Here is a 23,696-nt window from a genome sequence, read left to right as displayed (position 1 = left end):
TCGGCCCACGCAAGCCGCGTAAACGGCAGATCGAGTGCCCCTATAGCTCAGCTGGTAGAGCAACTGATTTGTAATCAGTGGGTCCGCGGTTCGAGTCCGTGTGGGGGCACCAAAAATCAATAACTTAGCGTGAATTTCGTTGTGCCATCAGGGCGCGTTGTGTCGCCGTTGTGTCGGTGGTCTCAGGCCCCGCTGCGGAGCTTGACGACCTTGGCGATGGAATCGTTCCGGCCACGCGCATAGCGGTCGGTCGTCGTCACGTTCAGGTGCTGGCCCGCATCCCGCAGGATGTAGGGGTCAACGCCCAGGTTCTTCGCCTCGGTCAGCGCGCCGGCGCGCGTGTCCATGATCGTCAGGTCACCCGGCAGCCCCAGGTCATTGCGGATCCGGCGGTAGGCCTGGCTCCAGCTGTGGGTGTTGTAGGGCAGGCCCGTGCGCTCGCTGGTGATCACCGGGCCGATGCGGCCGCGCTGCGCGAGGATCGACAGGCGCGCGCGGATCTCGGGCGCATCAGTCAGCTCGAACCGGATCGGGTCGGGCATCGACTTCGAGGTTTTGGAGATGACCTTCTCGAAATAGGTCAGGCCGTCATCCAGCATGTCCCAGGTCAGGCCGTCCTGCCAGCGCTCGAATTTCTGCGGCAGCCCGATCTGGCTCCGGTTGCGCGAAAGCTCGCGGACGATGCCGCCCTCGTTCGGATCACAGTCCAGCCATTGGCCCCGCACATCGACGGCGCGCAGGCAGAAAACCCATTGGATCAGCAGCCCGGTCGAGAACCCGAACATGCCGCGGGCGTCCGCCTCGTCGACGATGGCGCGGATCTGGTCTCGCGTGGGCGTCACCGAACGGCGCGGCGGCGACTGGAAGCGCATGTCGCGCAGAATGTCCGAAACCTCGCGCGCCGGCGCGTGCTTCAGCAGCTTGCCGTATTTGGCGACAGCGCGCAGGCGCTCGAACATGCGGTGGATGTAGGCGGCATCGCGCCCCTTCGCCTTCATGCCGTCGCGCAGGTCGCAGATCGTCGTGTAATCCGTGCTCGCGATCTGCACGGAGCCGATGGCCTTGGTCCAGCGATCGAGGATCCAGACATAGTTGCTGCGCGTGTTCGCCTTGACGCCGTGGATCGGGCTGTGCCGGTCGGTCGTGAAGCGGTGGATCAGCCAGCCCCAGGTGCCGACCTCGTGCTGCTCGATGCCTGCTCCGAAATGGGCCAGCATCTCGCGGGTCAGCTCGCGGCATTCCCGGGCCCGGACCAGATCCTGACCATCGCCATGCGCGCCGGTCAGCCGCACAGAGGTCTTGGGGTAGCCCAGCTGGCGGAATTTCGTGCTGGGCTTCCAGTACCATAGGTCGCGGGACCTTACCGCGCCTGGGGCATAGGACGGGTCGGACCCATCCCAGAGGGCTTCCTTGTAAGCCATGAGGTTCACTTTCGTCTTAGAGCACCATGCGGATCAGAGGGCGTCGAGATTGATGCTCGGTCTCTCGATGCCGTCGACCACCTTATCCGAATCCTGGATGCGGCGGCGTTTCTCCAGCCAGGCCTTCACGTCGGCCTTGATGTAGAGGTTCAGGACGGGGTCCGGGCGCGGGAAGCCCTTGGCTTCAAGGGTCGGGCGCTTGCTGTAGAAGGTGCGGATGCTCATTCCCATGAAGCCCGCCGCCCATCGGGCGCTGCCACAGGCAGCATCCCGGGTCATCGTGTGGTCAGTCATTTGGACCCCCTCATGTTAATTTTCTGGACCTTTAATGAGGCACCTTTTCAGGTGCTTACCGGCTCCAATCTGTCGATGTTGCAGCGGATCACCTCGAAGCTGTAGGCGGCAACCCAGGGGTTCGCGTCCCAACCATAGCCGCGCTTGGCGTTCAAGCTGTCCCAGAGGGTACAGAAGGACGAACGTGGACCTCCGACAAACTGGCTATCACCAGAGTAGTCACGCCAATGGGTTTCAATCCCAACAGAAACTCGCTCCACACCCTCGGCCACCGCGTCAGCCTGGCTGATATCATGCAGCCGTTGCACGCGCACATCGGTGACGCGCAGGGTCAGGCGGCTGGCCCACCGGGGCATAAACATCGGTGGCCGGAAGCGCCCAGGCTTGATCATCATGCAAGAAAGCTCACGGATGAAGCCGTCAGCCTCATAGCGGATGGGCTCGTATGGAGACATGTCACGCGGCGGGATGGCATCCATCTGTGAGCAGGCCTTCCATGCCTCGCGGACCCACAGGAGGTCACCGACGCTGTGGGTCTTCGGCAGATGATAGGCCGCATCGTTCTCGTCGTAGGCATAGATGCCATCACGAAAGATGAACGCCGGCGCTTCATCGCACCACGCATCAAGGACCCGGCGCGTCTGCGTCTTCCTGCCTTCGAGGATTGCGCGAACCATCGGGCCGATGAAAGGAATCGGTTTCTCAGCCATGCCAGCCTCCCAGCTCTGCCACCGCGCACAGCAGCGCGGCTACGACGAAGGTCATCATGACGACGATGCCAGCCAGCACGCTGTCCTCGGTCTCTTCGTCATCGGTGATCGGGTTGTCTTGGTCATCTCGCATCAGACCAGGCCTTTCTCGATCGCCAGCCATTCCGGCAGGGTGACGATCGCGATGCCGCCGCGCCGGCGGACCAGCTCGATCTGGGACAGCGGCAGCCAGACGGCGTTGGCCTCCTCGCCGTCATCGCTGACGAGGACAGACCGCAGGGTTTGCGCATGGATCTGCATTTCGAGGTCAATCACAGCCATCAGATCAGCTCCGCATCGGGGATGGTGATGATCTCGTGTGCCGCGAGGATCGCCTGCGTCTCGAAGATCGCCTGCAGCATCCGGTCGGACACTGCCGCCGGGTACAGCTCCAGCGCCTTTCGTTCGCGCGGGCTGGGCTGGTCCAGCAGCTGATGGCATCGGTGGCAGGCGCACACGGCCGACAGATCCGAGACCTTCGTTGACACGCCCTTTCCGGGGCCGCGCAGGTGCGCCATGACGTTCGTGTCCGGGTCAGAGCAGCGCTCGCCCAGGAAGCTGGCGATCCGCAGCGTGCAGGGCATCATGATGCCGGTGCGCTGCAGGATCAGGTTCGGTGCCGCCATGATGCGCTTCGAGCGCACCTTGGGCAGCATGTGGGGGCGGAACTCGGTCATCATGTGTGCGCCATCCTGTTCTGCCACCACTTGGGCGGCATGGTGCCGTTCTGGTTTCCGTCGGGATCCGTGCGCTCCAGCTCGATCGAGATGCGATTGGTCATGCCGATGATCGACGCCCGGGAGACGCCAAAGCTGGTGGCGATGTCGCGCATGGGCAGCTTGTCGTGATCGCGCAGGTGCAGGACCTGCAGGATCTCTTCGTCGGCCCATTCCTTCCTGGTTCTCCTGCGCACCTTCCTCATTTCTTCATGGCCTCGATCGGCCCGCCGAGGCCGCAGTAGCCGCGGTCGGTCTCGTTCGGAAAGGTGAAGGCGTTGGGGTCGGCCATGACGCGCGCCACGGCCTGCTTGTGGAGGGCGACCTTAGTTGCCTTCGGGTTGGCTTCCTGGAGCGAGGCGATCTCGCGCTGGACTGCCGAGACAAAGCGCGGGTCATTCGCCGACATGGGCATCCAGCGCCAGACGGCGCAGGCATCGCCGGCGCAGAATCCCGTGACCTTGGCCGCGCCGAAGGTCTTGGCGAGAGGGCAGCGCCATTGCTTGGCGGCATCCTCGGGGTGAAGGGAGGTCATCATGCCTGGCCCCCCGCGATCTGCTTCTCGTAGGAGCTTACCAGACGCCGCATGATTGCCTTCTGGTGCTCGATGTACTGCTCCAGCTCTTCCGCCCCCTGAATAGGCATGGGGCGCTGCAGAGAGGCGACGAAGTCGTCGGTTGCCTGCTTGTCCGCGGTCTCGATGATCGTCAGGCCGATCTTGATCAGGCCGGCGGCGGCGCTCATGGGGTGCTGGTTCGTCATCAGCACCGTCGCCTGGATAGCGGCATAGAAGATGCTCTCCATCTTCTGCGACGAGGGGCCGCCCCCGATCTCCACGCCTTCGCGAAACTCGATCATGCCTCTTCCTCCTTGCTCTGGGCCTCGAACCAGCCCGCCGTCCAGTCCATGCGCTGCTGGCCGTCCTCGTAGGGGCAGGCATCCATGCCCTCGCCGCCCTCGGCCGCAGTCCGGCCCTCGGCGAATTCGAGCGCGTTGGGGTCGGGCTCAGGCGCGCTATCGTCGCCCGCGACCTGGCCCTCGATGGTGTCGCCCTCGTCGTCCTGCTGCTGATCCTGCTCTTCGGCCTGCTGGCGCGCGGCTGCGGCCTTGGCGGCAAAGCCGGTCTTGGGCTCGTCCGAAGGCGTGATGTCGCGGATCTGGCGGATGCTGTCCTCGTCGACCATGACGCGGCGCATGTCCTCGCTGGACATGTCGAGGCGCTTGCAGAGGCGGCGGATCACCGTCTTCTTCCACATCTCCTCGGACCAGTCCTTCCAGATGCCGAGCGGTTGCTCGGACACGGTCGGGCGCTTTCCCTTCTCGTAGACCTTCTGGGAAGAGCCGGCGCGGCGGACCTTATCCACGTCTTCGGCCGCCATGAACTCGCGCACCTTGCTGCCGTCGGTCAGCGTGGCGATCGCATAGGTGCCGACAGCCGGGCCCCTGTCGCCGAAGAGGATGGGGTTGTGCTCAAGGCGCTCGTCGTCGCCCACGACATAGGTGAACCGGCCATCATCGACCTCGCGCTGGTAGACGATATGGGCCCGGATGTCCTTCACGGTGCCAGAGCGCCGGACCATCTTGATCAGCCCGAAGACCATGGGCATGGCCTGGCACTTTTCGCCATCCTTGGTGCGGAAGGGCACCAGGGCGGCCTCGCGGCCATCAGGCACCAGGCCGGCGGCGGCCAGCGTGCGGATCGACTTGAAGACGGACGCCTGGTCGCAGGTCAGGATCTTCGGGTTGTCCTGCGCCGCGATGACGGCCGCGTTGCGGAAGGCATCGCTGGTCACGTTCGAGGGCAGGGCCAGCTCGTTCTTCGCGATCAGGTCGCCCAGGTTGCGCTTGAAGGTGACGAGGTCGTTCATGGTTTTTCCTTTCCGATGCGGGATACGGTGGCTTGGGAGATGCCGAACTGCGCGGCGATGTCGCTCTGGTTCACGCCAGATCTGATCAGACCGAAAACCGTCCTGCGCTGCTGAAGGGTAAGCTTGTGCGCAAAGCACCGGTTGCTGCCGTCCCTTTTGGCGGTCTTCGCTTGATCTTGAGCGACTGGACGAAGGCATAGGTGAGGCGGTTCGACACACAGGTCATTGCCGCAGATAGTGCCCACGAACAGATTGAGCGGAATGATCCCATAGGATGCTTCCCAGATCCGTCTCCTGGCTGATGCCTCGGATCTGCCGTCGTAAAGGCACGGGGTGTTATGAGTAAACCTGCCGCGCCAGTTCAGGCAGTCTCCGCTCTCCTCGACCGGAAGGTGCCGCAGCATGTAATCCCTACGGTCTCTATGTCCTGCCCTTTTCCATACGGACGCGTTGAAAATATCCTTCTTCACGGTGCCACCCCGGCGGTCTGCATTTCTGCGAGGATCCGTTCCCGGTATGACTCGCTCATTCGGTAGGCCCCGACATGCTCGCCGGCGCCGGGCCAGCGGCCTGCGTTGAGGCATTCGGAAAAGCGGTTGAGGGCCTGGCGGTTTTCGAACCGGCCGATGGAGATTGCCTCGGCCTCGATCTCGCGCAGGATCACGTCGTAGGGTGCGTCATCCTCCTGGACGACCAGGCCGATCTGCGACGGCTTGTTGCCGGTCAGGATCTCCCAGCCCTCGTCCGCGAAGCCCAGCTGCATGTGGTAGCCGTGCTTCTCGATCAGGTCGTCGACCAGGGCGCCGGTGAAGGGGCGGCCCTGCGTGTTGACCTTCTTGTAGTCGGACAGCAGCCCGTCCTCGCGCAGGTTGTCCGGGCGGGACAGGCACCAGATGCCCGTGCGCTCGTCCTGCCACGCCATGGTGATCTCGGGCTCGCCGCCCAGGGCGTAGGCTGCGGCCGGGTCCGCCGCCAGCGCGGCGCCCATGCCCACCAGCAGCTCGAATTCGCTCTCGCTGAGGATATCGCGGCCGTCTCGGGTGATGCTGGACCAGAAGGCGATCGACTTCTTCGCGGCCGGCGTTTCCCGGCCCTGAGCCAGGGCGCGCAGCTGCGCTTTCGTGGGGCGCGCGGGCTTGTCGTCGGGCAGCACCTGGAAGTGCTTCTGCAGCTCCTCCGCGCCGCCTTCGACCAGGGCCGCCATGGCGCGGCCGAGGCGCAGGGCGCTGCTGTCCGGGTCGGCGAACCGATCCGGGTTCAGCGGGTGCCTTGCCCAGACCTTGGACGGCGCGAACTTTGCCATGCGCCGCAGCACGCCGCTGGTCACGCTCGGGCCGTCGCAGGGCAGGTTGTGGTGCCGGTCGAGGCTGATCCGGTAGAAGCCGGGTTCCGTGATCAGCTCGTCCGGCTCAAGGGTGCGGAACTCGATGGTCACAGGGTCACCTTCACATTCGGGATCTGGCCGTCGATCATCGCATCGACCATGGCATCGACGGTGCGCGGCTCGACCTTGGACAAGGCGTCCTTGATCTGCCCCTTGATGCGCTTCCGGTTCTCCGCGTCTGCCAGGGCGGCGGCCTCGGCCTCCTCCTTTGCCTTGGCCTCGCGGGCGATGCGGTCGCGCTCCCGCTGCGCGGCCTGCTCCTCGCGGGCGCGGGCCACTTCCAGCTCGCGCTGGTGGCGCTCTTCGGCCTCCTTCTGCTGCTGCTGGACCCGCTCCTCTGCCTCCTTCTGGGCGCGCTCCTGCGCCTCGCGCTGCTCTTTCTCGCGCGCGGCGGCCTGTTCCTTTTCGAGGGCTTCGCGGTCGGCCTTCTCCTGCTCGGCCTGTTCCTTGGCCAAGCGCTCGGCCTCCTCGGCGTCGCGGCGTGCCTTCTCGGCCCGCAGCTCCTCCAGCTCGCGGGCCTGCGCCTCGCGCTGCTCTGCCACCTGCAGGTCGGCCCGGTACTTCTTCAGCGCCTCGCCCTTCAGGGCCTCGGCCTCTTCGGAGAATTCCTGGAAGACCTCCTCGGTCACGGCCAGATCCTCGATCCGCACGATCAGCGCCTTGATCTCGTCAGCGGACGCCAGCGCGGTCAGCTTGTCGGTGTCGAAGGTCAGCATCAGCTGCTGGATCTCGCGGACCCGGCTGGCCTCGGCCTCTTCCCAGGCCTTCACCGGCGCCGTGGTGTCGTCGCGCAGCTTTTCGAGGCGGGACACAGCGTCCTTCTTCACCTCGTTCACCGCGGCGGTCTGCTGGCGCCATTCGTCGGTCTTGGCCTTGGCCGCGTTCTCGATCAGCACCTTCGAGCTGGAGACCTTGGCGGCCAGGCTGGTAGCGTGCTTGCGGCCCTGCGGGGTGGTCACGTCGATCGCGTGGGATTTCACCTCCTCCTCGATCCGGGTGACCAGCGCGGCGATCTTGCCCTCCTGGGTGAAGAGGGCCGGCAGATCCTTCGCGTCAGGAAGGGTGATCAGCTCCTTGGTCTCGGTCATGCCCGATCCCCCAGCAGAGTGTTGATGCGGGCGATCTGGGCGTCGATCAGTTTGACGGGCTGCAGGGCCTTCTCTTCGGTCAGCCAGTGCTTGTAGGTCGTCTGGATGACCAGCTTCGGGTGCTGGTATTCCCGCAGCATCTCCAGCACCTCGCGGGTGTGCTGAAGCTCGGTCTGCGTCTTGACCAGCAGCGCGTTCGCATTGGCGATGGCCTCGCCGATGCTCTTGCAGTCATGCATGTGGCTCGTGAGCGTAAGGGACATGGTGGTTTCTCCTCAGCGCGTTTTCTTGATTTCGTAGCCGATGGCCTGAGCGAACTTCTCGCGCTCGGCGGCAATGGCGGCGGCGATCTGCTTGGAGATCTCGGCTCGCACCTCGGAGATCAGATCTTTGAGGGCGCCGTCGATTTGGCCCTTGAAATGGTCGCGGAGGTACTTGCCAGCGAGGTATTGGACGCGCGGGATGTTGCGAGCGCCCCAGTTATCAGTCTTCGGCTCGCCGCTGTAGGGATCAACAAGCTGGGTCAGATAGTCCTTGGCCTCCATCCCGATCATCTGGGACAGGGTGACATCCTCCTTGCCGCGCTTCGAGACGACGATGGACATGACGTCCTTGGTGGCCTTCTCCAGCTCGGCGGTCACCTTATTGGTGGCGATGACGGCGGCCTCTTCCTTGATCTCTCTCTGGAAATTGCGCCCGGAGATCAGCTGCGCAGCCGCCGCGTGGACAACCATCGTCTCGAAGTCGGACATGGTGTAGCCGCGCATCTGGACGTAGAAATCCATGGTGCTGGGGTCAGCCTGTTTGGTGGCGGTCAGGTCAGCGAAGCTCTCTTCGTCGATGTTGACGTCGTCGACTTCCATGAGGTCTGCGCTGTCGATGATGGTCTTGTTGTCGGGCATTGGTCAGTTCTCCTCGTCAGGTTCGTCTTGGGAATGCCGGCAGCCCTATGCCGCGACTGCCGGCCAACCAAAGTCGAACGCCACTCTGGCGCGCCGGGTCTTTCGCCTCCGGCCAGGGCATCGCGCTTACTTCATGGTGTCCTCCTTGGTTGGCGCCGTGCCCCTGCGGGCCTTCTCTGGCGCTGGCGGGATCGGTGCTCGACGGTCTCGGGAAAGCGCCCGACGGAAAGGGAGGGCGCCCGCCATCGCGTCTGCCGCGGGCGCCCGGGTCTGTGCGGTCGGTTTCGGTCGACCGCTCGGTGAGTGCTGGTGCTGGGGCACATTCGGCGCCGGGCAGATACGCGCCTCCTGCGCCCCAGCTGGCCCCCGCTTACGAGGCAGACAAAGGGTGCGGGGGTATTGGGGCCCCGGCCGGCGCTTGGGGATGGAACCGGCCGGGGCATAGCGCGCTCGGGACTTCGTGGGACAGCGCGCTATTCGGGTCAGGCGGCGGGCTGATCCGGCTTGATGCCGAACTTCCGCCACCACATCAGCTCGATCTGGTCCGCCCGCAGGGGGCTGTTGCCGCCCGACGGGAAGCCCAGATCCACCATGCGTTTGAAGGTCTCGACGGACAGCTCCTCATAGGGGCTCACGTCGAGGTCGATGATCTCGGGCCGCTCCTGGTGCGTTGCGAAGAAATTCAGCTTCCGGTGGCCGCGTTCCTGCATCACGTCGCGGGAAACGGTCCACGGGTCCACGCTGAAGACCTCCTGTGCAAAAGGTGCTGGATGCGTGCTGCCATTCTGCATTTTCATACCCGACTCGCTGGTTATTTCCAGTTTGTGGGGTGAATATGCGTTGGTAATTTCCAGTGATCAAGAAAAAAATTGGAAACTTCCAGTCGGCAGTGCTATGCCTCTGGTGATGCTGGAAAATTCATCTGAAGAAGATCGGATACGAGAGATGAGGGCGCTCCTGTCGGGGCTCTCTGACGCTCATATTGTTGGGTTAGCAAGTGTTCTCGGGAGAATTGCTTCGCCCGCTGAGTCCGAGCATCGGGTGGGCAGCGGGCGGGCGGCGTCATTCTCGATCTGTGTGCTGGTCTGCTGCATCAGCTGTGTTCGGGGTGTGAAAGATCCCTAGGAGGTCGATTTCCACGCCCTTGCAGTGAGGAGAAGTCGCTGTTGGTCCTGAGGGCTCAGCCGCTCAAAAATGGCCAGGATCTCTTGCTCGGCAGCACTACGATCTCCAGAGGTCAGCAGGTCAATGACACGTACCTCTAGTGCGTCCGCCAACTTCGCAATCGTGTCGAGCTTCGGGCTGCGGGTCCTCTGCTTCAGAATGTCGTAGACGGCGGTATCGTTGGTGCCTGCCTTCCTGCTCAGCTGTGCCATGCTGAGGCTACGGCGCTCCATCTGAGCCCGCAGGTTGGTTGCTAAAATTGCAGACATATCAGGTTGTTCCATAACGTTGGTTTTTACCAACTTAGAAGCGCCTTGACCAATTGGAAGTCCCCAGCGTACAAAACTGGAAACTTCCAGCGAGAGGGCGTCATGTTCGATACCATCCCTGAGCAAGATCTCATCGAGAAGATCGAAAAGTTCTGCGAGACGAAGGGCATCACCCTGACGGACTTCGGGCGCCTGGCGCTGAACGATACCGCGCTGGTCACGACGCTCAAGCGCGGACGCGAACTTCGCTCGTCCACCAGAGGCAAGATCATGTCCTACTTGTCGAATGCCTGAGGTGTCAGGTGGTGGGGTATGGATCGTCGTCAGTAGAAATGGAGGCAGCTGTTGTCTGTCTCGAGAATGACGCGGTCCAGGCCGTAGAAATTGAAGGTCATCTCAGCACCTCCAACAGAAACATGGGCATAATGGGTGGTTGCCAGCCGCTGTGCGATCAGTTGGCCAAATCCACCTCCAGAAGTGAACGTGTTTTCGGCAGTGATCGTCATATTATATTGGCGCTTCTTGCTCAGGTTATCAGATCCGATCGTTACTGGGATTCGATCTCCTATGGATGCTGGAATCTTGCAGTTCGTGGAGATTACCACATTGAGATCACCCTTTTCGCAAGTGAAGGCGAATACAGCCGAGGGGTCCAAAGCCCCTGTGCAGGCGGGTATTTCAGAAGCCATGGTTTCCCAAATTTCGCCCTGCTGATCTGGCAAGTAGTTCCAAGCTCCGATCTTTCTGGAGTCCTCGGCGTGTGCAGCGGCAGCCGCCGAAATTCCCAATGCCAGAACGATTCTTTTCATCCCCGGTCCTCCTGGGTCGAGGAAATCAGAACCCCGGAAAAATGCAATACCGACCGCTGGGCTTTCTCAGCCGCTCGCTGAGGCTGCGACGACGACATTCAGCCGTGGTCGGTGAAGAGAACTGGATGTCGTCACCAGGCGCCCGTCGGAGCGAGATCCGACACCCATCAGCTGAAAGGAGCACCAGATGGAAGATCCGATTAACTCCGAACCCGAGTTCGGTCACGACGAACTGCTTGGCCAGATCCAAGCGCGCTCGGGGGAGGAATACGCCCGCCAGAGCGATGCTGGCGAGAGCGCCGCGAAGCTGACCGAGTTCCTGAACGAGACCGGGATGAACGGACAGGCCTTCTCCTGGCTGAAGAGCATCGTGAAAAAGCTGCCGAAGAAGAACGGCCAGCAGAAGGCGATGGACGTGATCCGGTCGCTGAAGATGGGCCTGCCGATGGTCGAGGCGCATGTGCAGGGCCAGGGCACCGGCGAGCTGGGCCTGGGCGATCCGGCCGACTTCGAGGAGGACGGCGAAGACCTCGATCCGGATCCCGATTGGGGCGAAGGGGATGACGACGAGATCGAGATCCCGATGGGCGACGAAGTGCCCGCCGGAGATGCCGAGCTGGCCGAAGAGGCCGCCGAATTCGAGGCGCACCTGGCCGAGCTGGAGACCGAGGATACGAAGGTCACGCCGATCAAGGGCAAGCGCGGCGGCGCGAAGAAGTGAGGGTGATGGCCTTCGATATCGCGACCTCTACGGGGGTCGCCTTCGGGCTCGCGGGGAAAACCCCGCGGGCCACAACGATTGATCTTGGCAAACGGGGCAAGTCCGAAGCGGCCCGGTTTGCCAAGGCCATGCAGGTGACCCGTCACCTCCTGGAGAAATACGAGCCGGATCATGTCTTCTACGAGGCGGCCATCGGTGGCCCCAAGGCCAGCGCCTTCCTGATCGGGCTGGCGGCCTGCGTCACGGGCACGGTGGCAGATATGGGCATCCCGGTGCGTGAGGCGCGCATCCAGTCCGTCCGGAAGCATTTCCTCGGGAAGCATCTCGTGGCGAAGGACTTCCCCGGCCTTGACGCGCGCGCGGCACGGGATGCGATCAAGCAGCGGGTCATCGGTCGCTGCAACCAGCTGGGCTGGCGGCCGCGCTCGGATGACGAGGCCGATGCCTTGGCGATCTGGGATTTCGGCTGCGCGACGCTTCGGGCGGCGCAGAGCGTGCCCACAGGAGGCCTCTTCGGGGCCGAACATTTCACTGAAAGAGCAGGTAAATGAGCAACTTCGTCCACACCCTTGCCCAATGGCGGGTCGTCGGCTCGGCGACAAAGAAGGCCGTCCTTTTGTACCTGGCGGATCGCGCCAGCGATGACGGAAGCGGGATCTGGATGAGCAAAGCGACGGCTGCCGCGCACCTGGAGCTGAGCAAGCGTTCTGTCCAGAAGGTGATCGGCGAGCTGGAAGCTGACGCGCTGGTTTCGCAGGTGGGTCAGAGGCCCTGCGAGCACGGCTATACGGTCGAATACCGGATCAACATCGACGTGCTGAAACAGCTGCCCGAGATCGCGACAAAAGGCGGTGGCCGGCCTCGCAAAAAAGGGGTGAACGAGGTTCACGGGGTGAATCTGGTTCAGGGGGAGGGGCGAACCACGTTCACGGGTAGGGGTGAACCAGATTCACCCAAACCATCCATTGAACCATCCATTGAACCATCCAATACCCCCCAACCCCCTCAGGGGGAGCGTGATCTGTTCGCAGGGGATGACCAGGGGGATAAGGCGCCACCGGCGCCGACCGAGGATCAGCATTTCGAAGAATTCTGGCAGGCCTATCCGAAGAAGGCCGGCAAGCCAGCAGCGCGGAAAGCATTCGCCAAGGCGGTGAAGAGGGCCCCGGCCGAGGTGATCATCCGCGGCGCCCGCCTCTACGCCAGCTGGCTGTCCTCGCCGCCCCGGGCGGGAGAGTTCCGCCCCTCGGCCAAGCATCCGCAGGGCTGGCTGAACGATGATCGCTGGGAGGACGACGTGCTGAAGGGCATGGCAGATCCCCAGCAGGTGAGCCGCGCCGATCGCGCGCGCCGCTTCGACCCGCCGAGCTGGCAGCCGGTGGTGCGATGACCGACCTTCTCGCCCGGATCGACACCTACCTGAACGTCATCGAGGGGCTTTCGAAACAGGTCCCCGGGGACGCGGGCGAGAAAATCCAGATCGAGACGCGCCTGCTGCGCGCCCTGATCGCCAAAGCCACAAAGAACAAGGGCAACCGCAAATGACGGAATTTTACACGCCAGAGGCAGAGCAGGTCCTGCTGGGCTCGCTGCTGGTCAACAACGACAGCCTGGACCAGGTGGGCGATTTCCTGACGGCCGAGCATTTCTGCGACCCGGTGCACCGTCGGATCTTCGAGGGGATCACGGGGCGGGTCGCCAAGGGGCACCTGGCCAGCCCGGTGACCATGAAGATGGCCCTGGCCAATGACGAGGGGCTGAAGGAACTGGGCGGACCGTCCTATCTGGCCCGGCTGGCCGGCGCCGGGGTGGGGCCGCATTCGGTCCGCCACTACGCCCGGGCCGTGGTGACGGATGCCAGCCGGCGCCTGCTGTCGGACATGGCGTTCCAAGCCCAGGAGGGGCTGTCCGGTGGGGCAGAGCCCCAGGAGGTCGCGCTGCGCCTAATGCATGCGCTCCAGACGCTGCCCGAGAGCGCAGACGAGGAAAGCTCGGTGTCGCTGCTGAAGGCGATGACGGAGGCTGTCGCCGACGCGCGGGAGGTCTACGAGGGCAAGCGGACGTTCTTCAAGACCGGGATCCGCGCGCTGGACGAAATCCTGAAAGGGCTGGCGCCGGGAGACTTCTGCCTGCTTGGTGGGGCCACCTCGATGGGGAAAACCAGCGTGGCGCTTGAGATCGCGAAGAACGCCGCCTTCCGGGGCGGCCAGGGCGTTGCCTTCGTGTCCCTGGAGATGACGCACCGCGAGCTGGCCACCCGCATCGCATCGTCGTTCTCCCGGGTGCCCTACAGCGCGCTGCGTGATGCCGGCAACATGTCCGAGAAGGATTTCCGCGCCTGGTCCGAAGGAGCGCTGCAGGCGGCCCAGGGCGCGCTGCGCATCGTGCCGAAGCATGTGCGGGACGTGCCGGCGATCCATGCGGCCTGCCGGCGCATCAACCGGGAATTCGGGCCCGGCGCGCCGCTGTCGCTGGTGGTGATCGACTACGTGCAGCTGGCCCGGGCCATGGGCGGCAAGCGCTACGAGATGATGACCGAGGTCTCCATCCAGATGAAGCACATGGCGGGCATGCTGGGCGTGCCGGTGATCGGCCTCGTGCAGCTCTCGCGCGATATCGGCTATCGCGACGACAAGCGCCCGATGCTCTCGGATATCAAGGAGACCGGCCAGCTGGAGAACGACGCCGACCAGGTGATCTTCTGCCACCGTGAGGAATACTGGCTGGAGCGCGAGGGCCCCAAGCTGGACAAGAACGGCAGCGTCAGCGTCGATGCGCAGCTGGACTGGGAAGCGGACATGGCCGCCTGCAAGAACAAGGTCGAGCTGATCGTGCGGAAGAACCGGCACGGGCGGCTGGCCACGGCCATGGTCGGGTGCCACCTGCCGACGGCGCGGTTCTGGGACCTGGCCGCGCAAGAGGAGATGGCGCTGTGACCGACGAAGACCTGAGCAAGTACCAGCCTGACAAGCTGGAGCCGTGGCAGTGCTGGCAGGGTGAGGGGGATCCGCCGCGCCGCTGGTGGGCCGTGAACCCCGAGACCGGCGAGGGCGTGATGGTCTATCGGTCCTACGCCGATTACGTCTGGGACTGAGCCGAGAAAGGAAACCGCATGGATCAGAAATTCCTCAAGCTCGCGCAAGAACAGGGCTGGGTCATCGAGGCGGTGGAAGAGGGCTCCTGCATCGTGCGGTGCCCCGAGGCGGGCTGCGGCATGCGTGCGAGGATCCGCAGTTCCGGCAGCGTGCCGCCGCGCATCAATGACCGGGTGCAGATGGATTTCCGTGCCACCACCTTCGACGCGGCCCGCCGGTTCCTGCGGGAGCGCCGGGAAGATCTGCGCCTGAACATTGCCGAGGTGGAAGACGCCGCCGGCCTGACGAAGGATCACCTGGCGAAGATCGAGCGGGACGACAGCGACAAGGTGCCGAACCTGGAGACCTTCGTGATCTGGGCGAACACGCTGGGCTTCGACGTGGTGCTGAGACCGGCAGAGCTTCCGCCGGTCACCATGCGCATGATCTGCGACACCCGCAGCCTTACGGGACGTCGGGGGCGTCGGTTCCAGAACGAGCGGGATCGGCGTCGAAAGGCAGGCGGCCGAGATCCGCGCTAAGCCGCTTCCGGAAGGCCCATTCCTGCAAGAGCAGGATCGGCCAGGCCGGGATCTTGTCGGGCTCTCGCAGCCAGCGCGCCCAGCTCTGCCGGGTGATGTCCAGGGCCTCGGTGAGGCGGCTGACGAGGGCGGGACCGGAGAACACCTCGGCGGCCAGGTCCTTCAGCAGCGCGCCGCGCGCCTCCGGGTCCAAGCTCCTGATCTCCTGAGCGGTTCTCATTGCAAAAGTTTCCATTGGGATCTAGGTTCCCCCTCGTCCTTTCTTTGTGGGACACGCGCCCTTGCCTGTTTCGGCCCCGCAAGGGGATGGCAAGGGCGCACTATCACTGCCCGGCGAACCTCTCAATGAGAATGCCCAGTGCAGTGACAACGACCGACACCGCCACAGCAATCGCCGATGCCCGGGTCCACCAGGTCGCGCTGATCTGTGCCTTCGCGACGTCGCGTTGCAGCAGCATTTCGCGCCGCTTGAACTCAGCATCGGTTTTCCAGCGGTTCATACTGTTCTCGGCACAATTGCTCGCTGCCTGGGCAAGTTCGTCGTCAGACATTTTCCGAACGGCGGGGGTGTCTAGCATGGGTGCTGCCTCCTATGGACTAAGGTTGCTCGCACATTGCCGCCAGAAGGTTGCCGCCACCAGTACCCCGGCCACTCATGCCGCCAGGTCCTCCTCGTGGACGAAATCACCTTGCTCGATGCGGAAGCCGGTCACCTCGGGGATGGAGGCGCAGGCCTCGGGCAGCAGATTGCGCAGGGCATCCAGCGTCACCTCCGGCCCGGGCTGGCGGGGCTCCTGGCACAGCAGGACGGACAGCGCCGGCGCCGCGGTGATAGAGGCGACATAGTGGCAGGGCGACCAGCGGCCACGCGCGAAGAGATAGAGCTTGATCATGGGAGGGTTCCTTTCGTTGTGGACGTGCGGTTTCGGTCGCACGGGGAAGGGGGCGCAGCTTTGCCGGCATAACCGGCGCGCCCCCTCTGCCGGTGCGTCAGGAGTTCAGCTTCTCGCAAAGATCATCAATTCCGCTCGCGTCGAGGCTGATGCAGCTGCCGCAGTCGGTGGCAATTTCGTGGATGGCGTCGCTCCGGTTCTCCGGGTCCCCCATGCCCTTCTCCTGGTAGAACCGAAGAGCAGCGAGAACGGTGGCCAGCTCCTGTTCGCTGAGCATGGCCCGCGCCGTATCCTCGTTTGCATCGGCGCGGGCTTCGTCGAAGATCCGCAGTTCGGCGGCATCCATTTTGTCTTGACGCTCTGCGCAATAGGCCAGCGCGGCGGCCTCGTCCTCGCAGGTGCTGATACCGGCGCCGAGGGTATGGGCCAGGTTTCCAATGGGCGACAGATCATCATAGCGCGCCGTCAGCGCGTCCTGCTCTGCCTGGTGTTCCGAGAAGTTTGACATGGGAAATTCCCTCTCTCTGTGGGGTCTATCAGGCCGTTTCGGAGGCCTGGTCATGCTGGCGCATGGTGCTGGGGCCCCGCAGGGCCGCAGGCGATGCGTCAGGCCGCCAGCGCGGCGCTATGGGCGTAGCCGCCCCACTGTGCCGCCATGGCGTCGGCGATCCCGGGAAAGAACCGGCTGCGCTCGGTGGCGCGCTTGGCGCCCGGGCTGGCCTTGTGGACGCTGTCGCGCGCCGTGGTGCCGTCCAGGGTGCCGGTTGCCTTCAGGGGCGGCAGGCCCTTCAGCCAGAAGCAGGTGCGCTTGCGCTCATTGTCCGGCCCGTCCTCCTCGGTCCCGAAATGCCAGGGCTGCACAGTTTGCGCGAAGGGCTCATAACCCCGGATGCGCTCTTTCGCATGGCGGTGCATCACGGGGTTCTCGACCGCGATCCGGGGAATTGGCGCGTTCCAGCAGTCGGAGAACAGCGCCGCGCCGTCGTCCAGCTCCTGCCACATTTCGGCCAGGGTCCGCCCTGGGGGCGGCGTGGTCAGCCAGCGCACGCCGCTGTTGCAGAGCCTGGTGCAGGGCGGGTGCATCACCGCCATGAGGTCCCAGCCGTCGGCCAGAACGTCGCGCACGTCGCAGACCAGGTGCCGGTTGCTCCGGTCCTCGGCGGGCTTCAGGTCGCAGGACCAGGCGTCGTGCCCCAGGCGGTCGAAGGCGCGGCGCACCACGCCGGAGCATTCGCACGCGACCAGGACGCGCATGGGCCGCTCTGCGATGAAGGAGAAAGCCAGCTGCATGGATCAGCTCTCCAGCGTGATCTTGTAGCGGCGCAGGCCGCGCGCGTTGCGATAGGGCTCAATGCGGGGGCGCTCCCCTTCCATCACGTCGCCAGAGGCAAATCCGTCCTCAAGGCTCTCCTGGGCCGCCTCGCGCGATCGGTAGCCGGTCGCATAATCGTAGCGGGTCACGGGCATGGGTCGTCCTCCTGTCTCTGTGGGATAGATCTCGTCCGGTTTCGGTCGGGCGTCGTAGGCATGGCCCACGGGATGCCGCCCCGCGTGGGGGCGGTCACCGGTGGGTCAGGCCGCGCCCTTCAACTCGGTCATGCGTTCGGCCAGCGTCCAGAGGGCCCGGTTCAGCGCCTTGTTCTGGTCGATGCCCTTCACCGCGCGGGACGACACGTTGCGGATCTGGTTGTTGGCGTCGCGGACCCGGCTGCGTTGGCCGCCACGGATGACGTTTTCCTGAACCACGTTGAAGGTGGTCCAAAGATTTTCGGCCAGGTCATCGCGCCGGCGGGGCCGGAGGAGCATTTCAGCGGTGATCGGCGCGGGCTTGGCCTCTTCGATCTGCTCGGGGTGCGCGGTGGGGAAGCGCAGGATATGCGCGGCCTCCGCAAAGGCCCGCTGTTCGTCCTGGTTCAGCGTCAGGCCCTTGAAGGCGTCTACCTGCGCCGTGACGCGCGGCGCCTCTTCCAACACCCGATAAGCGCCCTCGATGACCTCATGCACCGCGTCGCCGGTATGGCGGACCTTCACCTCTTCGAAGGTGTCGCCGACCATCAGGCCGTTGGCGCAGACGAAGCGGAAGAACCCGGGCAGCATCTGGTAGGAGCTGGTGCCGTCATTGGCATTCACCAGGATGACTTCGAAGGCCTCGCCATTGGCCCGTGCCAGGCTGCGGTGACGCAGGCGCAGCATGTGCTTCGTGAACTCCTGCTTGCCCTCGATGCGGGTACGGGCCTGCTGCGCGAAGAACGGGTCGAAGCCTTCCGCCCGCAGGCCGTCCAGCACGGAAGCGGTGGGGATCGGCGCGAAGCGCGCAGAGCGGCTTTCGTGGGCCTCGGTCGCGAAGATCGACGGCACGACCTTCTGCAGTTCCTCATTGCTCAGGACTTCGCCGGTGCGGGCCGAGATGACGCCGCCGTTGCTCATTCCGCGCATGTAACGATGGAAGCTCATGGGGTGGTTCCTTGTCTCTGTGGTGTGAACCCCGGGTTTCGGACCGGGGCGCAGGCTCTGGCCTACGGTGACGCCGCCCGCCCGGGGCGGCGCTGCGGTAGGTCAAACGCGGCGAAGCCGGGTCCACGCGCCCCGGGGGGCGGCGAACAGGTTGATCTGAGCATAGGGGCGCGGGTCGTCGTGCTGATCGACCCAAGCGCCATCAATCTGCGCTTGCAGGATAAACATGGGGGAAAGCCCTTCTCTCTGTGGGAAGCCCCTGGGTTTCGGACCAAGGGAGTGCCTGGCGCACTGGATGCGGCCCCCGGGGGGAGGCCGTCACCAGTAGGTCAGGCCTGGGCGGCGAGAGCGTCGAACCCGTCGGCCTTCATCGCGGCGCGGTAGGCGTTGGCGGCCCGGTCGGAGGCGGCGGCCCGCACGGCGCCCGACATGATCCGGGCATAGGCGCCCGCATTGCCGTTGGTCAGGTGCTGGCGGGCGGTCTCGATGGTCTTGGCGATGGTCATCTGTGGATCCTCGGTTCTTTGTGGGAAGCCCGGGTTTCGGTCCGGGCGGTGGGTCAGGGTTTCGGTCCCGACAAGACAGAAGGTAGGAGATTCGCTTTCCGCCGTCAATGAGGGGATGTAAAAAAATGTTCCCCTCTGGCTTGTGCCCGGCCCTAGCCCCAGCCCAGCACCCGACACAGAGGGCCCCACGCTCCCCCACCGTGCATTCCCCCCTCCCTCCCCCCTCTCGTACCGTCCACACATGACCCAGCTACAGACAGCACAAGAGGGCGCCCCCGCCCCCCGTAAGCGCCGCATAAGCCCCAAGGTGCGTAAAGCACTAGAGCTCAAGGTAGAGACGGCGAAGCCGTGGGCCGACTGTGCCCGCGAAGCAGGGATGTCGGAGGCAGGCATCCACAAGGCCCGCAAGCAACCGCACGTCCAAGCCCTCTTCGACGACATCAAAGCCCAATACGTCCAGCGCATCGAGACCATGAAAAAGGTCCATGAAGCCCGCGCCCTGGAGGTCGCAAGGGAACTCCTCGACCAGACAGACAACAAGCAGGTGAGAGCGAGAATGGTCGAGTTTCTCAGGCGCGAGCCCGCCGGACCGGCTGTCGCGGTGCAGATAAACAACGGTGGCGCAGGGGGTTACGAGTTTGTGCGCCCAGGCTCTCGCGTGGTCGAAATCTCGGTGTCCTCTGATGATGGATCAGGTGATCACGAAGGAGAATAGCAAAGGTATCAATGTCTTGCGTGATCTGTTGTGATGAATGCGCGTCACAACAGGCAGGCCGCGAGACCTCTGCGGGGTCATGTTCCGCATATGTTCCGCTCCCGGGAAAGGGGGGTGGGGGCCTCGATCGAAGGGGGGTGGGGTTGAAAATCGGTCGCGCGATTTGGTTAGTCGACCTCCCCCCTCGCGGCAGCTTAATCATCTGAAAAAATTCAAAAATATTATCTGACCTTTGCCGGTGCATGTGAGGGTTTTCGGGTGTGCCTGATGGTCCTGGGGAGAATTCTGATCCCGGGAGCATGTGAGATGGCAGAGCTGAGAGCGCTGGCGACGATTGAGGACGCGATGGCAGAGGATGTGATCCAGCTGCTGGAGGACGCGCTGGAATTTGCCCGTTCCCATCCGCAGCGGTGTGTGTCAATTTTTTCCATCGGTCGTGACGAGGTTCGAAACCATCTGCATTGCGGGATGGGCATGATGGAACTGGTCGGCTCGATGGAAGATGCCAAGTTCCGCATCCTGACCGAGGAGGACTGAGGCATGGCGCTTCCTGTCACTCCGCGGGGCAATCAGGTCTACATCCCGGACGGGGCGGTGCTGGAGGACTATTTCTGGTCTCGGGCGAAGATGGCGCTGATCCAGGGGCCGATCGGGTCTGGCACGTCGTCGGCATCGCTCATGCGGATCTGGGCGATGGCCTGTGAGCAGGAGCCAGATCTGGACGGGGTGCGGCGGACGCGGTGGATCGTGTCGCGGGACACCTACAAGAACCTGCGCGAGACGACGGTGAAGACCTGGCTGGACTGGTTCCCGGAGGAGTATTGGGGGCCGCTGATCCGGTCGGAGCCGATGTTCCACAAGCTGATCGACGTTCGCGAGGGCGGGCCGCGGCCGCATCCGTCGGGTGACGGGACGCGCGTGGATTGCGAGGTGATCTTCCTGGCGCTGCCGGATCCGGATGTGGCCGAGAGCGTGCTGGCTTCTTACGAGATCACGGGGTTCTTCGTGAACGAGGGGCAGTTCTTCGAGAAGGCGGTGATCGACGAGCTGCTGTCGCGGTGCGCGCGGTATCCGTCGATGAAGAACGGGCCCGGGGCGACGTGGTTCGGCGGGATGCTGGACATGAACGCGCCGGTCGAGGGGCATTGGGTGCCCTACATGCGCGGGGACATTCCGCTGCCGGCCGAGATGTCGGACGACGAGAAGCTGACCTACCAGAAGCCGGCCGACTGGGTGTTCTTCGTGCAGCCGCCCGGGCTGATCGAGGAGATCAAGGACGGCAAGCCGGTCTACCGGCGCAACCCGAAGGCCGAGAACCAGAACAATCTGCGCGAGACCTATCTGGAGAAGATCCAGGGCAAGCCGAAGAGCTGGATCGACCGGCGGGTGCTGAACAAGGTCGGCCTGCACATGGAGGGCAAGCCGGTCTATCCGACGTTCTCGGAGGTCGATCACGTCCACCCGGCCGACATGGACCCGATCCGCGAGCTGTCGATCGTCGTGGGGCTGGACTTCGGCCGCGACCCGGCCGCCGTCTTCCTGCAGCACGCCAATGGCCTCTGGACCGCGCATTCGGAGCTGATCGGCGACAACGAGAGCGCGCAGCTGTTCGCTCCGCGGGTGAAGGCGCACCTGGCGCGGTGGTATCCGGGGCAGGAGGTGGAATTCTGGGGCGATCCCCGGGGCGCCGACGGGACGCAGGCGACCGAGACGACCGCGTTCGACGTTTTCCTGGCGCACGGAATGCGGGTCATGCCGGCGACGACGGACAACAACCCAGAGCTGCGGCGCTCGACCGTGGAGGGCGTCCTGGAAAAGCGGGTGGGTCTGAAGCTCAACCCGACGCGGTGCCCCATCCTGAAGCGGGGCATGGCCGGGGGCTACCACTACGCCAAGATCAAGGGGCGCCCGGGCCTCTATTCGCCGCGCCCGGTCAAGAACAGCTATTCGCACGTCGTCGATGCGATGGAGAACGGGCTGCTGGGCGGGGGCGAGGGCCGCGCGCTGGTGGCGAACAAGGCAGCTGAGCGGCCCAAGCCCGTGCGGAACAAGCGGTCCCGTCCGAACCTGCGGAGGGAGCGGGGATGAAGGTCCTGGAGTGGTATTTCGGCTTCCACGCGCCGGCCAGCCTTCGGGACCTGCGGGCAGGTGCGTCGCTGCGGACGATCTTCGGTCATGTCGAGGCCTGGGGGTACACGGCAGACGACACCTGGATCTTCTTCGACCCGCGCGGCGCCGGAACGCGCATCCTGATCACGCACCTGCACGACGAGGTCGAGGACCAGATGGTGGCCCGGCTCGAGACCTGCCAGCTGATCCTCAAGATCGCGCCGGATGACCGCCAGCTGCGCGTTCCCCTGCATCTCGGCATGAACTGCGCGAGCCAATGCGCGCACCTGGTCGGAAGACGTGCATTCGGCCCGGGCGGCCTGCGCCGCATGTTGCTGAAAAACGGAGCGGAGATCATCCATGACACCGAAAGAAGACCCGGAGGCAAAGGCTGACCGCCTGCGCCAGCGCCGTATCGCCAATGCCGAAAGCCTGAAGGCGGCAAAGAGCACGGCCAAGGACCTGCAGGGGGATGTCGCGTCGGTCTATGGGCTGCCGTCGATGTTTTCGAGGTCCAAATGAAGAAGCCCTCCAAGGACTTCAGCACGCGATACGCTGCCGCAAAGCGGTGGCGTGACGCGGCGCGGCCCTACATCGAGGAGATCTTCCATTTCTGCGCGCCGCAGCGGGAGAACGACTTCTCGAGACGCAACTCCAAGACCATCACGGAAGCCGAGACCTTCCATTCGCTGCCCGAGGAGCTGGCCACGGACCTGGCCGGCGACTTCGTGAACTTCTTCACCCCGTCGGAAGCAATGTGGACGAACTTCCTCGTCACGGCGCCGGTGCCCGAGGATATGGTCGACAGCGCGAAGGATATGGTGGAGGGGCGGGAGCAGTTCCTGGCCGAGAAGATCAGCGCGTCGAACTATTACGATATCGCACCTCAATGGGGATTCGAGGCGGCCTCTCACGGCACGCCGGCCCTGTGGGTTCAGCAGGGGCACATGCAGCAGGCCGTCTATGTCGAGCCGGTGCCGCCGCATGAGCTGCTGATCACGCCGGGCTACATGGGGCTGCTTGATCGCTTCCGGGAACAGTGGGTCGCAGCCGACACGCTGAAGGCGCTCTTCGCCGGCTGGGAGGTGGACCTGAGCGACCCGCGGCTGACCGCGAAGATGGGCAAGCCCGGGACAGTTGCCAAGGTCTGCTGGGGCTTCTGGGTCGACTGGTCCGACCCGGCCCGCCCGATGTGGAAGGCCGAGATCACGGTCGACGAAATCGGGGTCATGGAGGCCGAGATCATCGGGGATCTGAACGGGACCTGTCCGCTGCTGGTCGGCCGGTTCAATCCGCAGGTCGGGCGCCCCTGGGGCCGCGGCGCGGGATGGAAGGCCCTGCCGGACATGCGCACACTCGACAAGATCGACGAGGTGGTGCTGACCAACCTCGATGATTCCCTGCAGAACACGCTGATCTACCCGGATGACGGGTTCCTCGACATGTCCGAAGGGCTGGTGCCAGGGACCGCATATCCGGCCAGCCGCGGGTTCACGCGCGACCAGATCTACGAGCTGCAGAAGGGCGCCAACCTCGACATGGGGTTCTACACCGAGGAGGGCTTTACCGAGCGCCTGCGCCGCGCCTTCTACCAGGACGGCCCGCGCCAGAAGGGCGACACGCCTCCCTCGGCCACGCAATGGGCTGATCAGCGCCGCGATGTGCAGAAGCGGCTCGGCAAGCCCTCTGCGCCGCTGTGGACCGAGATGATCGCTCCCCTGGTGCAGCGCTTTGAATACCTGGCGGTCGAGGCCGGCGAGCTCGAGGATACGCTGACCCTGAACGACCACATCCTGACGCTGCAGCCGATCTCGCCCATGCAGAAGGCCCAGAACCAGGACCAGGTGATGGTGGCGCGGTCGAACCTCGACATGGCGTTCAGCGTCTTCCAGGACCAGGTGGGCTCGTTCATCGACCCGGTCAACACCTTCAAGAACATCGTCCGCGCCTCGGGTGACGAGCTGACCGTGCTTCGCAAGGAGCAGCAGCCGGTCGATGGCGCCCAGCAATAAGGAGAC

At 64.4% G+C, this 23,696-nt stretch carries 39 protein-coding genes and 1 tRNA gene; 15 read left to right on the top strand and 25 right to left on the bottom strand.

Annotated features, from left to right (window positions below; genetic code table 11):
- Positions 1-36: 36 nt before the first annotated feature.
- Positions 37-112, top strand: a tRNA-Thr gene (locus KM176_RS16705).
- A 70-nt stretch (positions 113-182) separates the two neighbouring features.
- Here KM176_RS16705 and KM176_RS16700 read toward each other — a convergent pair.
- The 16 genes from KM176_RS16700 to KM176_RS16625 all read right to left on the bottom strand — a co-directional run bounded on the left by KM176_RS16700 (position 183) and on the right by KM176_RS16625 (position 9,888).
- Positions 183-1,421 (bottom strand): site-specific integrase, encoded by a 1,239-nt coding sequence (locus KM176_RS16700; protein WP_160895191.1) that lies wholly within the window; start codon positions 1,419-1,421, stop codon positions 183-185.
- A gap of 33 nt (positions 1,422-1,454) precedes the next feature.
- Complete coding sequence (locus tag KM176_RS16695; protein ID WP_160895192.1) at positions 1,455-1,715, bottom strand: hypothetical protein; 261 nt, start codon at positions 1,713-1,715, stop codon at positions 1,455-1,457.
- Between the two features lie 47 nt (positions 1,716-1,762).
- Positions 1,763-2,425, bottom strand: coding sequence for a hypothetical protein (locus KM176_RS16690; protein ID WP_160895193.1), 663 nt, complete (start codon positions 2,423-2,425; stop codon positions 1,763-1,765).
- On the bottom strand, positions 2,418-2,558 hold the full coding sequence (locus tag KM176_RS16685) for a hypothetical protein (protein ID WP_160895194.1): 141 nt from the start codon (positions 2,556-2,558) through the stop codon (positions 2,418-2,420). The genes KM176_RS16690 and KM176_RS16685 overlap by 8 nt, the downstream gene beginning before the upstream one ends.
- Complete coding sequence (locus KM176_RS16680) at positions 2,558-2,746, bottom strand: hypothetical protein (RefSeq protein ID WP_202397873.1); 189 nt, start codon at positions 2,744-2,746, stop codon at positions 2,558-2,560. Before KM176_RS16680 ends, KM176_RS16685 begins: the two co-directional genes overlap by 1 nt.
- On the bottom strand, positions 2,746-3,144 hold the full coding sequence (locus KM176_RS16675) for a nuclease domain-containing protein (RefSeq protein WP_160895195.1): 399 nt from the start codon (positions 3,142-3,144) through the stop codon (positions 2,746-2,748). The genes KM176_RS16680 and KM176_RS16675 overlap by 1 nt, the downstream gene beginning before the upstream one ends.
- Positions 3,141-3,377 (bottom strand): hypothetical protein, encoded by a 237-nt coding sequence (locus tag KM176_RS16670; protein ID WP_160895196.1) that lies wholly within the window; start codon positions 3,375-3,377, stop codon positions 3,141-3,143. Before KM176_RS16670 ends, KM176_RS16675 begins: the two co-directional genes overlap by 4 nt.
- Before the next feature lie 5 nt (positions 3,378-3,382).
- Positions 3,383-3,718: a hypothetical protein gene (locus tag KM176_RS16665; RefSeq protein WP_160895197.1), complete on the bottom strand. Its 336-nt coding sequence runs from the start codon at positions 3,716-3,718 to the stop codon at positions 3,383-3,385.
- Entirely contained in the window at positions 3,715-4,038 is a 324-nt protein-coding gene (locus KM176_RS16660) for a hypothetical protein (protein WP_160895198.1), read from the bottom strand. The genes KM176_RS16665 and KM176_RS16660 overlap by 4 nt, the downstream gene beginning before the upstream one ends.
- A complete protein-coding gene (locus KM176_RS16655; protein ID WP_160895199.1) occupies positions 4,035-5,048 on the bottom strand; it encodes a ribosome modulation factor in 1,014 nt (337 codons plus the stop codon). The genes KM176_RS16660 and KM176_RS16655 overlap by 4 nt, the downstream gene beginning before the upstream one ends.
- Before the next feature lie 466 nt (positions 5,049-5,514).
- Positions 5,515-6,483, bottom strand: coding sequence for a PD-(D/E)XK nuclease-like domain-containing protein (locus tag KM176_RS16650; protein ID WP_160895200.1), 969 nt, complete (start codon positions 6,481-6,483; stop codon positions 5,515-5,517).
- Entirely contained in the window at positions 6,480-7,520 is a 1,041-nt protein-coding gene (locus tag KM176_RS16645; RefSeq protein ID WP_160895201.1) for a coiled-coil domain-containing protein, read from the bottom strand. Before KM176_RS16645 ends, KM176_RS16650 begins: the two co-directional genes overlap by 4 nt.
- Entirely contained in the window at positions 7,517-7,783 is a 267-nt protein-coding gene (locus tag KM176_RS16640; protein WP_160895202.1) for a hypothetical protein, read from the bottom strand. The genes KM176_RS16645 and KM176_RS16640 overlap by 4 nt, the downstream gene beginning before the upstream one ends.
- 12 nt (positions 7,784-7,795) lie before the next feature.
- Entirely contained in the window at positions 7,796-8,422 is a 627-nt protein-coding gene (locus KM176_RS16635) for a hypothetical protein (protein WP_160895203.1), read from the bottom strand.
- Between the two features lie 482 nt (positions 8,423-8,904).
- The gene (locus KM176_RS16630; protein ID WP_160895204.1) at positions 8,905-9,162 is read right to left on the bottom strand and encodes a hypothetical protein; all 258 of its coding nucleotides are present in this window, start codon (positions 9,160-9,162) and stop codon (positions 8,905-8,907) included.
- Positions 9,163-9,543: 381 nt separating this feature from the next.
- Complete coding sequence (locus tag KM176_RS16625; protein ID WP_160895205.1) at positions 9,544-9,888, bottom strand: helix-turn-helix domain-containing protein; 345 nt, start codon at positions 9,886-9,888, stop codon at positions 9,544-9,546.
- A 69-nt stretch (positions 9,889-9,957) separates the two neighbouring features.
- Here KM176_RS16625 and KM176_RS16620 point away from each other — a divergent pair, with 69 nt between their 5' ends.
- Entirely contained in the window at positions 9,958-10,149 is a 192-nt protein-coding gene (locus tag KM176_RS16620) for a hypothetical protein (protein WP_160895206.1), read from the top strand.
- A gap of 29 nt (positions 10,150-10,178) precedes the next feature.
- Here the strand turns inward: KM176_RS16620 and KM176_RS16615 are convergent, their stop codons facing one another.
- Positions 10,179-10,664: a hypothetical protein gene (locus KM176_RS16615; RefSeq protein ID WP_160895207.1), complete on the bottom strand. Its 486-nt coding sequence runs from the start codon at positions 10,662-10,664 to the stop codon at positions 10,179-10,181.
- Between the two features lie 187 nt (positions 10,665-10,851).
- Between KM176_RS16615 and KM176_RS16610 the strand changes: the two genes are divergently transcribed.
- The 7 genes from KM176_RS16610 to KM176_RS16580 are packed head-to-tail and all read left to right on the top strand — an operon-like array spanning position 10,852 to position 15,001.
- Positions 10,852-11,385 (top strand): hypothetical protein, encoded by a 534-nt coding sequence (locus tag KM176_RS16610; RefSeq protein WP_160895208.1) that lies wholly within the window; start codon positions 10,852-10,854, stop codon positions 11,383-11,385.
- A 5-nt stretch (positions 11,386-11,390) separates the two neighbouring features.
- Positions 11,391-11,936: a hypothetical protein gene (locus tag KM176_RS16605; RefSeq protein WP_160895209.1), complete on the top strand. Its 546-nt coding sequence runs from the start codon at positions 11,391-11,393 to the stop codon at positions 11,934-11,936.
- Positions 11,933-12,775 (top strand): helix-turn-helix domain-containing protein, encoded by an 843-nt coding sequence (locus KM176_RS16600; RefSeq protein ID WP_160895210.1) that lies wholly within the window; start codon positions 11,933-11,935, stop codon positions 12,773-12,775. Before KM176_RS16605 ends, KM176_RS16600 begins: the two co-directional genes overlap by 4 nt.
- Positions 12,772-12,930 carry a hypothetical protein gene (locus tag KM176_RS16595; RefSeq protein WP_160895211.1) on the top strand — a complete coding sequence of 53 codons (159 nt, stop codon included), beginning with the start codon at positions 12,772-12,774 and terminating at the stop codon, positions 12,928-12,930. Before KM176_RS16600 ends, KM176_RS16595 begins: the two co-directional genes overlap by 4 nt.
- The gene (locus tag KM176_RS16590) at positions 12,927-14,321 is read left to right on the top strand and encodes a DnaB-like helicase C-terminal domain-containing protein (protein ID WP_160895212.1); all 1,395 of its coding nucleotides are present in this window, start codon (positions 12,927-12,929) and stop codon (positions 14,319-14,321) included. Before KM176_RS16595 ends, KM176_RS16590 begins: the two co-directional genes overlap by 4 nt.
- A complete protein-coding gene (locus tag KM176_RS16585; protein ID WP_160895213.1) occupies positions 14,318-14,479 on the top strand; it encodes a hypothetical protein in 162 nt (53 codons plus the stop codon). The genes KM176_RS16590 and KM176_RS16585 overlap by 4 nt, the downstream gene beginning before the upstream one ends.
- 18 nt (positions 14,480-14,497) lie before the next feature.
- On the top strand, positions 14,498-15,001 hold the full coding sequence (locus KM176_RS16580; RefSeq protein WP_160895214.1) for a helix-turn-helix domain-containing protein: 504 nt from the start codon (positions 14,498-14,500) through the stop codon (positions 14,999-15,001).
- Here the strand turns inward: KM176_RS16580 and KM176_RS16575 are convergent.
- From KM176_RS16575 to KM176_RS16540, 8 genes are all read right to left on the bottom strand, one after another.
- Positions 14,925-15,221: a hypothetical protein gene (locus KM176_RS16575; RefSeq protein WP_160895215.1), complete on the bottom strand. Its 297-nt coding sequence runs from the start codon at positions 15,219-15,221 to the stop codon at positions 14,925-14,927. The genes KM176_RS16580 and KM176_RS16575 overlap by 77 nt on opposite strands.
- Before the next feature lie 103 nt (positions 15,222-15,324).
- A complete protein-coding gene (locus KM176_RS16570) occupies positions 15,325-15,579 on the bottom strand; it encodes a hypothetical protein (RefSeq protein WP_160895216.1) in 255 nt (84 codons plus the stop codon).
- Positions 15,580-15,654: 75 nt separating this feature from the next.
- The gene (locus KM176_RS16565) at positions 15,655-15,894 is read right to left on the bottom strand and encodes a hypothetical protein (RefSeq protein WP_160895217.1); all 240 of its coding nucleotides are present in this window, start codon (positions 15,892-15,894) and stop codon (positions 15,655-15,657) included.
- A 97-nt stretch (positions 15,895-15,991) separates the two neighbouring features.
- Entirely contained in the window at positions 15,992-16,402 is a 411-nt protein-coding gene (locus KM176_RS16560) for a hypothetical protein (protein ID WP_160895218.1), read from the bottom strand.
- Between the two features lie 98 nt (positions 16,403-16,500).
- Positions 16,501-17,184, bottom strand: coding sequence for a hypothetical protein (locus tag KM176_RS16555; protein ID WP_236045346.1), 684 nt, complete (start codon positions 17,182-17,184; stop codon positions 16,501-16,503).
- Positions 17,185-17,187: 3 nt separating this feature from the next.
- On the bottom strand, positions 17,188-17,361 hold the full coding sequence (locus tag KM176_RS16550) for a hypothetical protein (RefSeq protein WP_160895219.1): 174 nt from the start codon (positions 17,359-17,361) through the stop codon (positions 17,188-17,190).
- 105 nt (positions 17,362-17,466) lie between these two features.
- Positions 17,467-18,348, bottom strand: coding sequence for a DUF932 domain-containing protein (locus KM176_RS16545; protein ID WP_160895220.1), 882 nt, complete (start codon positions 18,346-18,348; stop codon positions 17,467-17,469).
- Positions 18,349-18,677: 329 nt separating this feature from the next.
- Positions 18,678-18,854: a hypothetical protein gene (locus KM176_RS16540; RefSeq protein WP_160895221.1), complete on the bottom strand. Its 177-nt coding sequence runs from the start codon at positions 18,852-18,854 to the stop codon at positions 18,678-18,680.
- A 307-nt stretch (positions 18,855-19,161) separates the two neighbouring features.
- On the opposite strand from KM176_RS16540, the gene KM176_RS16535 reads away from it, so the two are divergent.
- The 6 genes from KM176_RS16535 (at position 19,162) to KM176_RS16510 (ending at position 23,690) form a co-directional block, all read left to right on the top strand.
- Positions 19,162-19,569 (top strand): hypothetical protein, encoded by a 408-nt coding sequence (locus tag KM176_RS16535; RefSeq protein ID WP_160895222.1) that lies wholly within the window; start codon positions 19,162-19,164, stop codon positions 19,567-19,569.
- Between the two features lie 306 nt (positions 19,570-19,875).
- Positions 19,876-20,106 (top strand): hypothetical protein, encoded by a 231-nt coding sequence (locus KM176_RS16530; protein WP_160895223.1) that lies wholly within the window; start codon positions 19,876-19,878, stop codon positions 20,104-20,106.
- A 3-nt stretch (positions 20,107-20,109) separates the two neighbouring features.
- On the top strand, positions 20,110-21,657 hold the full coding sequence (locus tag KM176_RS16525; protein ID WP_160895224.1) for a hypothetical protein: 1,548 nt from the start codon (positions 20,110-20,112) through the stop codon (positions 21,655-21,657).
- Positions 21,654-22,073, top strand: coding sequence for a hypothetical protein (locus tag KM176_RS16520; protein ID WP_160895225.1), 420 nt, complete (start codon positions 21,654-21,656; stop codon positions 22,071-22,073). The genes KM176_RS16525 and KM176_RS16520 overlap by 4 nt, the downstream gene beginning before the upstream one ends.
- Positions 22,039-22,200, top strand: a complete 162-nt coding sequence (locus KM176_RS16515; RefSeq protein ID WP_160895226.1) for a hypothetical protein — start codon at positions 22,039-22,041, stop codon at positions 22,198-22,200. The genes KM176_RS16520 and KM176_RS16515 overlap by 35 nt, the downstream gene beginning before the upstream one ends.
- Positions 22,197-23,690, top strand: a complete 1,494-nt coding sequence (locus tag KM176_RS16510) for a portal protein (RefSeq protein ID WP_160895227.1) — start codon at positions 22,197-22,199, stop codon at positions 23,688-23,690. The genes KM176_RS16515 and KM176_RS16510 overlap by 4 nt, the downstream gene beginning before the upstream one ends.
- Positions 23,691-23,696: the final 6 nt, after the last annotated feature.

It is taken from the genome of Pseudooceanicola endophyticus (assembly GCF_018760365.1).
GTDB classification, from domain to species: Bacteria; Pseudomonadota; Alphaproteobacteria; order Rhodobacterales; family Rhodobacteraceae; genus Pseudooceanicola; species Pseudooceanicola endophyticus.
This window is presented reverse-complemented; position numbering and strand designations above follow the sequence as displayed.